This window comes from Afipia felis ATCC 53690 (genome assembly GCF_000314735.2).
In the GTDB taxonomy this organism is placed as follows: Bacteria; Pseudomonadota; Alphaproteobacteria; order Rhizobiales; family Xanthobacteraceae; genus Afipia; species Afipia felis.
In genome coordinates, this window is the sequence record NZ_KB375270.1 from 1,477,613 (window position 1) to 1,491,322 (window position 13,710).

Consider the following 13,710-nt stretch of genomic DNA (forward strand, 5'->3'; position numbering starts at 1 on the left):
GCTATCCTTCTCAATTCAACAGACGTTACTCGGCAGCCTGCATTTCCGCGTGGGGATTATTCCACGCGAGCGTTTCATCGGTTTCGACAAAGCCGGCAGCCAGCTCCGCCCTCGCGACATCCATGTCGATGGCACCGACCCAGCGACCAACAACCAGCGTCGCGATGATGTTGGAGGTCAGGTTGGTCGCCGCGCGGATTTCGGCCATGAAACGGTCGACGCCGAGCAGCAGCGCGATGCCCGCCACCGGGACTGCGTTGACGACCGGCAGCGTCGCTGCCAGTGCGACGAAACCACCGCCCGTCACACCCGCCGCACCCTTCGAGGTGAACAGCATCACGAACAGCACAGCGAGCTGATGCCAGATCGTCAGTTCGACGTTGAACGCATGGGCCAGGAACAGAACCGCCATGGTCATGTAGATCGCGGTACCGTCCATATTGAAGGAGAACCCGCCCGGCATGACCAGACCGACCACTTCCTTCGACACGCCGAGCTTTTCCAGCTTCTGCATGCAGCGCGGCATCATCGTTTCCGCCGAAGTCGCGGCAAAGACGAAAATAATCTCGTCCTTGAAGTAGTTCATCACCCGGGCGATGCTGAACCCGCATAGTCGCAGGAAGCCACCCAGCACGACCACCACGAACAGGATGCTGACGATGTAGATCGAGGCAACGAGCTCGCCGAGGTTAAGCAGCGTCTTCGGGCCATACTTGCCGACAGTGAACGCCATCGCGCAGAGAGCTGCGATCGGCGCATAGTACATGATGATCCGCACCATGCCGAACAGCGCCACCGACGCGGCATCCAGGAACGAGATGATCGGCTTGCCGCGTTCGCCGGAGAAACTCAGAGCGAAGCCGAGCAACACCGCGATGAACAGCACCGGCAGGATGTCACCATGCACGAACGGTTCGACGAATGACTTCGGCACGATCGACACGAAGAAGTCGGTCAGCGTCATGTTCTGGGCAACCTTCGCGTACGACGCGACGGTGTTGATGTCGAATGAGGCCGGATCAGCGTTGATGCCCTGGCCGACCTTCCACACATTGCCGACGATCATGCCGATGATCAGCGCGAGCGTGGAAGCGATCTCGAAGTAGATCAGCGCCTTGAGACCGACATTCGCCACTTTGCGGATGTCGCCCATCTTGGCGATGCCGATGACGATGGTGGTGAAGATGATTGGCGCAACGACGACCTTGATGGCGCGCACGAAGACATCGCCATACGGCTTCAACTGAATGCCAAGGTGCGGATAAAAATGGCCGATCGCCGCACCGACGAGCACGGCGATGATAACCTGAACATAAAGCTTGCGATAGAAAGGACGTTTCTCTCCCGCCTTTTTCGCGGCGAGCGCCTTCGCCATCGCAACGTCATTTTTATTATCAACCAAAGTTGCCGTCATTGACTTTCCTCCTCCAATTCCCCAATCAGAGCGTTACGCACCCAACGGTGCTTCGATGCGCTTCTTCGCGAGCGCTTCCAGTATCTTCTCCGGCGTCGCCGGAAGAGACGTGATGCGGACGCCGATGGCGTCGTAGATAGCGTTCATGACAGCCGGGATCGTCGGCACCATCGCCGGCTCACCGATGCCTTTAACTCCGAGCGGCCCGATCGGATCGGGATCCTCGACGATCACCGAAGTGACATGCGGCACGTCGACCGAGGTCGGCAGGATGTACTTGGCGAAGCCGGGCGTCGTGGTGTGCCCTTGCGCCAGCTTGTAATCCTCCATCAGGCCCTGCCCGAGCGCCTGCACGATGCCGCCTTCGATCTGCCCTTCGACACCGCGCGGATTGACGGCGCGGCCGACGTCGTGCGCGGCCCAGACGCCGAGAACCTGCACCTCGCCGGTGAGCGTATCGACTTCAACCTCAGCCACCTGACAGCCAAACACATAAGCCTGCCAGGGCGTGCCGCTGCCATCGACTGGATCGAGGCCGGTGTGATGCGCGGTGAAGTTGGCGGAGCCAACCACGACGACGCCGCGCTTTTTGATGTGCTCGACGGCGTCAGCCATCGTCTCGCGCAGATTGGTCTCGTTTGCCCAGACGTAGCCGTTTCCGGTCTCGATCGTCTCGGGCGGAACATCCCACATCTCGGCTACGGCGCTGACGAAACGGCCTTTCGCTTCGCGGCAGGCCATCGCCACCGAGTTTCCGATCATGTAGGTTTGGCGCGTCGCGCCGGCGTGTGCCGCTTCCGGCGAGCGCGCGGTATCGTTGTCGCCGATCACCACGTTCTCGGGCTTCACGCCGATTTCTTCCGCCGCGATCTGCGCCAGCACGGTGAGAATGCCTTCGCCGATCTCGGTGACGCCGGTCACGATCTTCACCGTGCCGCCGTCGTCGATCTCGGCCCAGGTTCCGGCCCGGTCGACTGCCGCAGTTCGTGCAATGCCGTACCAGCCGCCGGCCATGCCGCGGCCGCGTTTCTTCACGCTCATGCTGCACCTCGCTGCTTTACAGGCTCGGGCGCGGCGACAGGCTCGCGCGGCGTCACGGTGCACGGAGGACGCGTTCCCTCGCCGCCAAGGTCGGAGCGCTTGTCGCCACGAACATTCGGCGTGCCGCTTTCCCATCGGGATGCATCACGGGCAGCAACCAAAACCTGCTCCATGCTGCACGAGTTGAGGATATGCTTGGTGTGCGTCCGGTCCCCGGTGTGCATCACGTTCTTCAAACGCAATTCGAACGGGTCTATACCCAGACGCTCGGCGCAGAGGTCGAGGTGGGATTCGGTCGCGAATTGCGATTGCAGCGACCCGAATGCACGGAAAGCACCGGACGGCGTGTTGTTGGTGTAGACGCCGTAGGTGTCGATCTGGAAATGCGGAATGTTGTACGGCCCGCCGCCCAGGATCGCGCCCTTGCGGATCACGCCTTCGGTCGACATGCCGTAGGCGCCGCCGTCGTAAATGATCCGAATTTGCGAGGCGACAATCTTGCCGTCCTTGGTCAGGCCCATCTTATAGGTGGTGCGGGACGGATGGCGCTTGGCTGTGGTCGCGATCGATTCCTCGCGGGTGAATACCAACCGCACGGGTCTGCGGGTCTTCATCGCGAGCAGCGCCAGCATGCCCTGATAGATCATGTCTTCCTTGCCGCCAAACCCGCCGCCCACCGGGCTCATGATCATGCGGATCTTATTGATCGGCAGATTGAGGATGCGCGACAGCATATGGCGGTGATGCGTGATGTTCTGGCTCGGCGAATGAACCGTAACGACACCGTCGTGATCGACATAAGCGACGCCCGCCTCGGTTTCGAGATAGGCATGCTCGACCTGTTGGGTCTCGTAGGTCTGCTCGACGATCACATCCGACTGCGCGAAACCGTCTTCGACGTTGCCGTTGCGGATCGGGATGTGTTTGACGAGATTGTCCTGGGCGTAATCGTGAACCACAGGAGCGCCCGCGACCATTGCCTCGTCCGGATCAAATACCGCCGGAAGCAACTCGTATTCGACCTTGATTTTTTTGACAGCTTCGCGCGCCGCGGCCAGCGTCTCGGCAGCGACCGCAGCGATCTGCTCACCGACATAACGCACCTTGTCGCGCGCCATGATCGGCTGGTCGGCGACGAACACGCCGAATCCATCCTGCCCCGGCACGTCGGCACAGGTGACGATCCCCTCGACGCCCATTACCGCTTCGGCGTCCGTGGTATCGATCGAAACGATGCGCGCGTGCGGATGCGGGCTGCGCAGAACCTGCACATGCAGCATGCCCGGCAGAACCATGTCGCCTGCGTAGCGCAGCGCGCCGGTCACCTTGGACGGCGCATCGATACGGCGAACGTTGACGCCGATATACTTGCCGTCTTCCATGTCCAGATCGTCGAACGCATTCGCCGACAGCTTGCCGTTGAGGAAATCGCGCGCCATTTCCACGGCGTCGAAAATCTTCTGATAACCGGTGCAGCGGCAGATGTTGCCGCCAAGCCGCTCCCGGATTTCATCGCGGTCGGCATCCGGATTGAGGCGCAACGCTGCCGTGGCGGCCATCACCATGCCCGGGATGCAGTAACCACACTGGCTTGCGCCGGCCTTGTGAAAGGCTTTCTGCACGGCCGACATCTCGCCGGACCTTGCAAGGCCCTCGACCGTCTCGACGGTCTTGTCTTTGAGTTTCGCGGCCGGAAGCAGACACGACTTCACCAGCGCGCCATCAACGAAGACGGAACACGTGCCGCATTCACCGGCGCCGCAGCCCTCCTTGGTGCCGGTCATGTTCAGGTCGTCGCGCAGGAAATCGAGAGCGCGCTGCGACGGATCGACGTTCTTTTTGACGCGGCGGCCGTTAACGGTCGCCTCGATGGACAACAGGTCAGCCATTGGCGACCTCCTCTGCAATCGCGCAGGCGTTGTCATTTGCGCCTGCTTTCTTCATAGCCTTCGCAAGCGCCCGCACCAGGAAACCGGGCGTCACCTGCTTTCGATATTCCTGCCGGCTGCGCGACTGAATGAAGACGTCGGTCGCAGCCATGACTTCGTGCAGCAGTTCGGCCGACACCGCCTGTCCCGCCAGCCGCTCTTCGGTCGTGGTCATGCGTTTGGCCGTCGGGCCGACGCCGCCGATCGCGAGCCGCACGTCCTGGAACGACCGGCCGGAAGCATCCATGCGAACCAGCGCGGAGAGACAGACAACCGAGATCACCAGCGAACGACGATGGCCGACCTTCTCGAAAGCGCCGCCGTAGCCGCGCAGCGCATCGCATTCGACACCGAGCAGAATTTCGTCGTGCTCAGCGGCCGTCAGCCCGGGGCCTTTCAAAAATTCCGACAGCGGCATACGGCGGCGGCGGATTTCGCCATCGCGCAAAACTGCCAACTCAACGATGGCATTGGCGGCAAGCAGCGGCGGAATACCGTCACCCGCCGGAGAGGCGTTGACGATATTTCCGCCGATCGTCGCCGACTCGCGGATCTGGCTATCCGCGAACCAGATCGCGCAGTCCGGCATGCCAGGCGCAACTTCGATCAGGTCGGCGCGATCCAGAAAACGCTGGAACGGCGTCGCCGCGCCAAGCCAAAGGCGATCGCCTTGCACCTTGACGGCCTTCAATTCAGGCACGCCGGCAATGTCGATCATCACAGGCACATGCACATCGCCCGCACGGCCTTCCCTCGCCCACGGCAAGAGATCGGTCGCACCGGCCACGAAACGGAACTGACCGGCACTGGCGGCAGCGGCCGTCAGCGCCTCATCAAGCGACTCGGGCGTGATGTATCGATCACAACTCAACATAGCCCGTTCTCCGCTACTTCCTCTTCACCGGCGCGTAGAATGTGCCTTCGATTTCGAAGACATCGTTCTGGTTCAGTCCGGTCACCTGAATGATGGTGCGCGGCGGACATAATCCGCCGCGCTACTGGTGCAATGCGGTTTCGATCACTCCGCAGCGATGCTGTTGAGCGCCGCATGGCCGCGTGTCTTCACGACGACCTTGATCGCGTCCTCGACACGCTCGCGGGCGTAGCGCAGCGCTTCCGGCAGGTCTTCGAGCGCGAAGGTGTGAGTGTGCACCTTGGTCGCGTCGAAACGCTTCTGCGCCATGAACGCTTCGGCGCGATGCGTGGCGCTCTTGCCCTCGCCGCGGATGCCGAAGACGTAGATGTTGTTGCGGACGAGATGCGCGATATCGACTTCGGCCGGCTTGCCGGGGAAAGCCGCGAGGCAGATACGGCCGCCGCGATTGACCATGCGTGCCGCTTCGTTGATCGCGTTCGGAGCGCCCGAGCACTCGACCACATAGTCAACGCCCTTGCCGCCATTCAGCTCGCGCACCTTGCCGACAACGTCCTTCTCATTGTTGACGTTGATGACGTAGTCCGCACCGAGCTCCTTGCCGATCTGCAGGCGGTTATCGCGCGTCCCGGTGAGAATGACCGGCTGCGCACCGAGCGCCTTGGCGACTGCGACGCCGAGCAGACCAATCGGGCCCGGACCGGTGACGACAACGCTCTCGCCCGCGATCAGGCCGCCGAGTTCGGTCAGGCCGTACATCGCGGTGCCGGCGGTGACGACCAGCGTCGCCTCTTCGTCCGACATCGTGTCTGCAACGCGCACCAGCGTGTTGATGTTGTTCACCGCGTATTCGGCGAAGCCGCCATCGGTCGTGAAGCCGTTAGCGCGGTGTCCCTTGTCGAGATCGCCGTAGTTCAGGCCGTAGTTGTGGCACGAGGTGTACATGCCCTCGCGGCAGCGCTTGCACTGGCCGCAACCGGCGTGGATTTCGACGGTGACGCGCTCGCCGATCTTGTACTCGTCGACACCCTGCCCGAGCGCGACGACCGTGCCCATGTATTCATGGCCCGGCGTGAAATTCTTGTTGTACGGCAGACCGCCCTGGATCATCGCAGGCGGACCGTGATGGATGATTTCGAGGTCGGTCGCGCAGATCGCAACGGCGTCGATGCGAACCAGGACTTCCGCCTTCTTCGGCACCGGCACCGGCTTGGTGCCCAGCGTGAGCTGATCGGGATCACCGAGAACCCACGCGCGCATGGTGTCCGGAATCGGGAAATCGGGCGAGGTTTTGACCTTGTCGTGCTGATACATTCTTCTTCTCCCTGAGATTGTTGTGACTATTCGGCGGCCGTTTTGGCGCCGCCGTGAAGGATCGCGCCCGGCGCGCCCAGCTCCATCGACAGTTCATCCGTTACCGCAATGAGATGGGTCCGGATCTGGTCGAGATAGTCCGGCGTCGCGCGAAAGATCGGCGACGACACGCTGATCGATCCCACCACCGCGCCGGCATGATCGCGAACTGCAGCGCCGATGCAGATGACGCCCGGCTGGAATTCCTCGCGATCGACGGCAAAGCCGTTGCGACGCGTCAGCCGCAGCTCTTCCTTGAGGCTCTCGACACTGGTGATCGTGTTCGGGGTGAACGCGGTCAGCCCGTGGGTCGCAATGATGCGATCGACTTCGGTCGGCGGCAGCCACGCAAGAATGGCCTTGCCGGTTGCCGTCGCATGCGCGGCGTTGGTCTTTCCGCCCATGCCGGCATCGACGCGCACCGCATAGCGGGAATCGCGGCGCAGCACGTTCATGAGATCGGTGCCCTGCATCACCGCGAGTTGCACCGCTTCGCGCGTCTCGTCGTTGAGACGGTCGACGTAAAGCTGCGCGCGGCGTGGCAGATCGACCTGACGCAGGCAGGCGGCGCTGAGATGCAGGATGCGCGAGCCCAGCGTGTAGGTCCGGCTTCCGATCCCGCGGGCGACGTAGCCCCAGTTATAAAGCGTCGAAATCAGATGATGGCAGGTCGAGACGTTCAGACCCGCGGTCGCGGCGATATCGGTGAGCTTCGCCTCGCCACCGGCATCCGCGATGATGTCCAAAATCAAGAATGCACGGTCCAGTGCCTGGATGCCGCCCTTGTCCCGCCCGATGGGCGGACGGGCGGGCATAATCCCGCGGACCTCGGCTCGCTCCTCGTTCATGCGCCTTCCCGATCGCCTGGTTGTTTTTTTCTATTCACACCGGGGTAACGCTTGGGGTCAAACAAATTTTCACATAGTCATGCATGTTTTTATTAGGTGAAAAGATTCGCCGTTTCGGTTCCTTTTCTGTTGATTTTGATGCACCGCGAAGGGGTAATCGTCGGCCACTCCCGGAAGTGCGTATACTCAGCCGGCACATCATCAGGTGACGACATGCCCCAACTGCCCCTCGCCGAACTCATTGAACTTGCAGTAGCTTTGATCGCGGTGGGGGCTCTGGCGGGATTTCTGGCCGGCCTGTTCGGCGTCGGCGGCGGCGCCATTCTCGTGCCGGTGCTCTACGAGCTGTTCCGAATCATGGATGTGCCGCTCGAAGCGCGAATGCCGCTCTGCGTCGGCACCTCACTCGCGATCATCATGCCGACCGCCGTCCGCTCCTATCTAGCGCACCGCAACCACGGCAGCGTCGATATGAATATTTTGCGAAAATGGGCGATCCCGGTCCTGATCGGCGTCGTTCTCGGATCGGTCATCGCCCGTTACGCACCCGAGCGGGTGTTCAAATATGTGTTCGTCGCCGTGGCCTGGTCGGCGGCCTTTCGCCTTATCGTCGGCCGTGACAGCTGGCGGATCGGTGACGATTTCCCGGCCGGCCCTCTGATGCGGATCTACGGACTCATCATCGGAATCCTCTCCACACTGATGGGAATCGGCGGCGGGCTGTTTTCGAATCTGCTGATGACGCTGTACGGCAAACCGATCCACAAATCGGTCGCGACATCGTCGGGGCTTGCGGTGCTAATCTCGATCCCCGGCACGATCGGCTACATCTATGCGGGCTGGCCAGCGGCCGCGAAATTTCCGGCCAGCACCATCCTGCAGTTTCCGCTCGCGATCGGGTACATCTCGCTGATTGGCGCCATCATGGTGATGCCGACGAGCCTGCTCACCGCGCCGTTCGGCGTGAAGGCCGCGCACGCGATGTCCAAACGAACGCTGGAAATCGCATTCGGCCTTTATCTTCTCATCATGGGCTCGCGCTTTGCGATCGCGCTTGTCTACAAGTGAGCCTGCGGCACGATCAAACGCGCGGCCGACGGAAGCAAAGCTGACAGCAGCTTCAATCATCTCCGCATAAAAAAAGCCGCCCGATCGGGCGGCTTTTTCAATCGCGTTGCGAGCCTTACTCCGCGGCGGTCCGGATATCGATCTTTTCCACGCGCGCGGCGCAGAACTTGAACTCCGGAATCTTGCCATACGGATCGAGCGCCGGGTTGGTGAGCAGGTTCGCCGCCGCTTCCGCGTAACAGAACGGCATGAACACCATGTTCTCCGGCACATCGCGGTCGGAACGCACCTTGACCTCGATCGCGCCACGGCGCGTCTCCAGCCGGATGAAATCGCCCGGCCAGATCTTGAGGCGACGCATGTCCTTCGGCGACATAAAGGCCGTGGCTTCCGGCTCGATGCTATCGAGCACATCGGCACGGCGAGTCATCGAGCCCGTGTGCCAGTGTTCGAGCACGCGCCCGGTCGACAACACCATCGGGTAATCCGCATCCGGTACTTCGTCCGGCGGCGTAACGTGTGCGGGCACGATCTTGGCGCGGCCGCTCGCCGTCGGGAAGCCGGTGGTGAAGATGATCTCGTTGCCGGGCTTGTGTGGATCGTCCACCGGATAGGTGACCGCGCCTTCACGCTCCAGACGCTCCCAGGTGATGTTGTTCAGCGACGGCATGAGCTGTGCCATTTCGTTGAATACGTCGGCAGGTCCCGAGTAAGTCCAGCCGCAACCCATGCGGTTGGCGATCTCCTGGATGATCCACAGATCCTGGCGTGCATCGCCCGGCGGCTTCACCACCTGACGCGCGAGCTGAACGCGGCGGTCGGTATTGGTGAAGGTGCCCACCTTCTCTGCGAAAGCCGAAGCCGGAAGAATGACATCGGCGTGGAAGGCCGTTTCGGTAACGAACAGATCCTGCACCACGAGATGCTCAAGCTTGGCGAGCGCTTCGCGGGCATGCTGCAGATCGGGATCCGACATCGCCGGGTTTTCGCCCTCGATGTACATGCCGGTGATGGTGCCGGCGTGGATCGCATTCATGATCTCGACGACGGTGAGACCCGGCTTGGGATCGAGATCCTGATCCCAGAGCTTTTCGAACGCACCACGCAGGTCAGCACGGCCGACCGGCTGGTAATCCGGCAGCAGCATCGGAATGAGGCCCGCGTCGGAAGCACCCTGCACGTTGTTCTGACCGCGCAGCGGATGAAGTCCCGTGCCCGGACGGCCGATCTGGCCGGTGATGAGCGCGAGCGCGATCAGGCAGCGCGAATTATCGGTGCCGTGGATGTGCTGGCTGATGCCCATGCCCCAGAAGATGATGGAGGACTTCGCCTTGGCGTAGAGCCGGGCGACTTCCTTCAAAGTCTCGGCCGGAATGCCGCAGATCTTTTCCATCTTCTCCGGCGGGAATTCCTGAATCTTCACCTTCAGCTCCTCGAAGCCTTCGGTGTAGCCGGCGATGTACTGCTTGTCGGTCAGGTCTTCGTTGATGATGGTGTGCAGAATGCCGTTCAGCATGGCGACGTCAGAGCCCGGCTTGAACTGCAAGTGCTTGTAGGCATGCCGCGACAGCACCTGCTTGCGTGGATCCATGACGATGAGCTTGGTGCCCTTCTTCGCCGCATTCTTGAAGAAGGTTGCGGCGACCGGGTGGTTCACTGTCGGATTCGCACCGATGATGATCACCACCTCTGCATCGAGCGCTGCCGAGAACGGCGCCGACACTGCGCCGGAGTTGACGCCTTCCATCAGCGCGGCGACAGACGACGCATGGCACAAGCGCGTGCAGTGGTCGACGTTGTTGGAGCCGAAACCGGTGCGCACCAGCTTCTGGAACAGATAGGCCTCCTCGTTCGATCCCTTGGCAGAGCCGAAACCGGCGAGCGCCTTGACGCCCTTCTCATCACGAATCTTCACGAGGCCCTTGGCGGCGACGTCCAGCGCCTCCTCCCACGTGGCTTCGCGGAAATGCGTGAACGGATTGGCCGGATCGACCTGATCCATCGCATCCTTCTTCGCGTTAGGCAGCCGGATCAGCGGCTTGGTGATGCGATGCGGATGATGGATGTAGTCATAACCAAAACGTCCCTTGACGCAGAGACGGTTATGGTTGGCAGGACCGTCACGACCTTCGGCGTAGACGATCTTCTCGTCCTTGACCTGATAGGTGACCTGACAGCCGACGCCACAGAACGGGCAGAGCGAGTCAACTTTCTTGTCGGCATAGACAGTGCGGGTGATCTGCTGCTCGTCAAGCAACGACGACGGCATCAGCGCGCCGGTCGGGCACGCCTGCACGCATTCGCCACACGCAACGCAGGTGGATTCGCCCATCGGATCGTCGAAGTCGAACACGATCTTGGAGTCATGGTTGCGATACGCCATGCCAATGACGTCGTTGACCTGAACTTCGCGGCAGGCGCGAACGCACAGGCCGCACTGGATGCAGGAATCGAGATTGACGCTCATCGCCGGATGGCTGTGGTCGCCGCTCCAGCGTTCGGCAGCCGGAAAGCGGCTTTCGGACACTTCAACCTTGTCGGCCCAGTTCCAGAACTTGGAGTCCGGATCGTGCGAAGTTTCGCGCGCCGGCTGGTCGGCGACGAGAAGCTCCATCACCATCTTGCGCGCGGACTTTGCGCGCTCGCTGGCAGATTTCACCTTCATGCCAACCGTCGGCGTCCGCTTGCAGGACGCCGCGAGCACGCGCTCGCCTTCGATCTCGACCATACACGCGCGGCAGTTGCCGTCGGCACGGTAGTCCGGCTCCGGCGAATAGCACAGATGCGGAATCTCGGTCCCTTCGCGCTTCGCCACCTGCCAGATCGATTCACCCGGCGCGGCTTCAACCATCTTGCCGTCGAGTTCAAACTGAACCTTGCTCATTCTGCAGCCTCCTGCGGCGCGAACTCTTCAGGGAAATATTTAATCACCGAGGTCAGTGGATTCGAGGCCGCCTGCCCCAATCCGCAGATCGATGCATCGCGCATGGTCTGACTCAGTTCGTTGAGCAGGTCGCGGTTCCACGCGCGGGATTCCATCAGAACCGCTGCCTTCTGGGTTCCGACGCGGCACGGCGTGCACTGGCCGCAGCTTTCATCCTCGAAGAACTTCATCAGGTTCAGCGCGGCGTCCTTCACGTCATCCTTGTCGGACAACACGACGACGGCGGCGGAGCCGATGAAGCAGCCGTATTTTTCCAGCGTACCGAAATCGAGCGGGATGTCGTCCATCGAGGCCGGCAAGATGCCGCCCGATGCGCCGCCCGGCAGATAGGCACGGAATTTATGGCCATCGGCCATGCCATCGCAGAACTCTTCGATCAGTTCCTTGATGGTGACGCCGGCGGGCGCGAGCTTCACGCCCGGATTCTTCACGCGGCCGGACACCGAATAGCTGCGCAATCCGTGGCGGTCATTGCGACCCTGCGCCTGCCACCAGTCGCCACCCTTTTCGACGATGTCGCGCACCCACCACAACGTCTCGACATTGTTGATAAGCGTCGGCAATCCGAACAAGCCGACCTGGAACGGATACGGCGGCTTGTGACGCGGCATGCCACGCTTGCCCTCGATGCTTTCCAGCAGCGCGGATTCCTCGCCGCAGATATAGGCACCGGCGCCACGACGCAGATGCAGCGCCGGGCCGCCTGCCGGAAGCCTGGCGATTTCGCGCGCCAAAATTTCGCGGCACGCCGGATATTCGTCGCGCAGATAGATATAGACCTCGGCCGCCTCGACGACATGCGCACCGATCAGCATGCCTTCGATGAAGCGATGCGGATCAGTTTCGAGATAGAAACGATCTTTGAACGTGCCGGGCTCGCCCTCGTCGCCGTTGATCGCCATCAGGCGCGGACCGGGCTCGCCGAGCACGGCGCGCCATTTGCGTCCCGTCGGGAAGCCCGCACCACCGAGACCACGCAACGACGCGCCTTCGAGCGCCTTGAGGATGTCTTCCTTGGAAGTCTTGCCCGAACGCAGCGCGTTCAGCAGCGCGTAACCGCCCTGCGCCACGTACGAATCGTAGTCGACATAATCAGGCACATGAACATGCATGTCGTGCTGCTTGACTGCAGCCAGCACGTTATCGACCGTCGCGTTGTCGATGAAGTTGTGCCCGACTTCCGCAGCCGGAGCCGTATCGCAACGGCCGACGCACGGCGCACGAACGACGCGCACACCCGGACCTGCCTTGTTCTGCAATTCCTTCAGCAGCGCTTCGGCGCCAAGCATCGCGCAGGTCAGCGAGTCGCAAACACGGATGGTGACGGGCGCGATATCAGGCGCGCCTTCCTTCACCACATCGAAATGCGCGTAGAAGGTTGCAACCTCGAACACTTCCGCGAATGCGAGCTTCATCTCGTCGGCCAGCGCAGCGAGATGGGCCGCGGAAATCTGGCCCCATTTATCCTGAATGAGATGGAGATACTCGATCAGCATGTCGCGACGGCGCGACTTGCCTTCAAGCAGAAACTCGATTTCCTCACTTGCCTTGGGATCGATCTGGCGGCCTTTCGGCGTGGCTTTCGCGCGCCGCTTACCCTCGCCAGGATGCTCGAAAGGAATGACTTTTTGGGATCCTTGGTCGTGACTCATTAGAATGCCTCTATCTTTCATCAAGTCATACCGCTGCTGGGATACCATATGCAAGGAACTGTTGAGTTCCTCGGCCGTAAAATCGGCCGCCAGAATGTCGCTCCAAGCGGCTAGATCGACCGGCCTGTCCAAAAGAGACAACACGCTGTCCGGTGGACGGCATACCCGGACGCCTTTCGGCGTTTCGACGATCGGATAAACCAGCAACTCCGGCGCGCGGGACATAAAGTCGAGCAGCGCATCATCGGTCCATTTCGGGTTGCTCAGGTTGAAATCCGCAAACCGCACGGATTTGCGGAACAACCGTCGCACCGGCACGCCCATCTTGCGCGCCAGATATTTCAGGCGAGCGGGACTAGGCGGCGTCTTGAAATACTCAACGACGGTTGGCGTTTCTCCGCTCGCGAGAAGCAACGCCAGGACCTGCCGCGAGATGCCGGATGCCGGATTGTGATAGATGGTCACAACCTTCGGCCGCCGACTGCTTTTTGTTTTTAAATTAACAACGGTGCCGCCGGGCATGGAACCCTCAGGGAAGCCAACCCGGTCAGCATGCCAAACAGTTGATACACCATCAATAACTTGCTC

9 protein-coding genes and 1 pseudogene are annotated in these 13,710 nt (G+C 61.5%); 1 reads left to right on the top strand and 9 read right to left on the bottom strand.

The window, feature by feature from the left end; translation table 11 throughout:
- Positions 1-25: 25 nt before the first annotated feature.
- The 6 genes from dctA to HMPREF9697_RS06965 all read right to left on the bottom strand — a co-directional run bounded on the left by dctA (position 26) and on the right by HMPREF9697_RS06965 (position 7,458).
- Positions 26-1,375 carry a C4-dicarboxylate transporter DctA gene (dctA, locus tag HMPREF9697_RS06940; RefSeq protein ID WP_051053969.1) on the bottom strand — a complete coding sequence of 450 codons (1,350 nt, stop codon included), beginning with the start codon at positions 1,373-1,375 and terminating at the stop codon, positions 26-28.
- Between the two features lie 72 nt (positions 1,376-1,447).
- Entirely contained in the window at positions 1,448-2,455 is a 1,008-nt protein-coding gene (locus tag HMPREF9697_RS06945) for a xanthine dehydrogenase family protein molybdopterin-binding subunit (protein ID WP_002716467.1), read from the bottom strand.
- Entirely contained in the window at positions 2,452-4,344 is a 1,893-nt protein-coding gene (locus tag HMPREF9697_RS06950; RefSeq protein ID WP_002716468.1) for a molybdopterin-dependent oxidoreductase, read from the bottom strand. The genes HMPREF9697_RS06945 and HMPREF9697_RS06950 overlap by 4 nt, the downstream gene beginning before the upstream one ends.
- On the bottom strand, positions 4,337-5,257 hold the full coding sequence (locus tag HMPREF9697_RS06955) for an FAD binding domain-containing protein (RefSeq protein ID WP_002716469.1): 921 nt from the start codon (positions 5,255-5,257) through the stop codon (positions 4,337-4,339). The genes HMPREF9697_RS06950 and HMPREF9697_RS06955 overlap by 8 nt, the downstream gene beginning before the upstream one ends.
- A gap of 144 nt (positions 5,258-5,401) precedes the next feature.
- Positions 5,402-6,571, bottom strand: coding sequence for a zinc-dependent alcohol dehydrogenase (locus HMPREF9697_RS06960; protein WP_002716470.1), 1,170 nt, complete (start codon positions 6,569-6,571; stop codon positions 5,402-5,404).
- Between the two features lie 26 nt (positions 6,572-6,597).
- Positions 6,598-7,458, bottom strand: a complete 861-nt coding sequence (locus HMPREF9697_RS06965) for an IclR family transcriptional regulator (RefSeq protein ID WP_002716471.1) — start codon at positions 7,456-7,458, stop codon at positions 6,598-6,600.
- A 213-nt stretch (positions 7,459-7,671) separates the two neighbouring features.
- Here HMPREF9697_RS06965 and HMPREF9697_RS06970 point away from each other — a divergent pair, with 213 nt between their 5' ends.
- Positions 7,672-8,526 carry a sulfite exporter TauE/SafE family protein gene (locus HMPREF9697_RS06970; RefSeq protein ID WP_002716472.1) on the top strand — a complete coding sequence of 285 codons (855 nt, stop codon included), beginning with the start codon at positions 7,672-7,674 and terminating at the stop codon, positions 8,524-8,526.
- 115 nt (positions 8,527-8,641) lie between these two features.
- Here the strand turns inward: HMPREF9697_RS06970 and fdhF are convergent, their stop codons facing one another.
- From fdhF to HMPREF9697_RS21760, 3 genes and pseudogenes are all read right to left on the bottom strand, one after another.
- Positions 8,642-11,410 (bottom strand): formate dehydrogenase subunit alpha, encoded by a 2,769-nt coding sequence (gene fdhF, locus HMPREF9697_RS06975; RefSeq protein ID WP_002716473.1) that lies wholly within the window; start codon positions 11,408-11,410, stop codon positions 8,642-8,644.
- Positions 11,407-13,122, bottom strand: a complete 1,716-nt coding sequence (locus tag HMPREF9697_RS06980) for an NADH-ubiquinone oxidoreductase-F iron-sulfur binding region domain-containing protein (RefSeq protein WP_040308166.1) — start codon at positions 13,120-13,122, stop codon at positions 11,407-11,409. Before HMPREF9697_RS06980 ends, fdhF begins: the two co-directional genes overlap by 4 nt.
- Before the next feature lie 150 nt (positions 13,123-13,272).
- Positions 13,273-13,644: pseudogene (locus HMPREF9697_RS21760) on the bottom strand (arsenate reductase family protein); the annotation flags it as partial.
- Positions 13,645-13,710 lie beyond the last annotated feature (66 nt).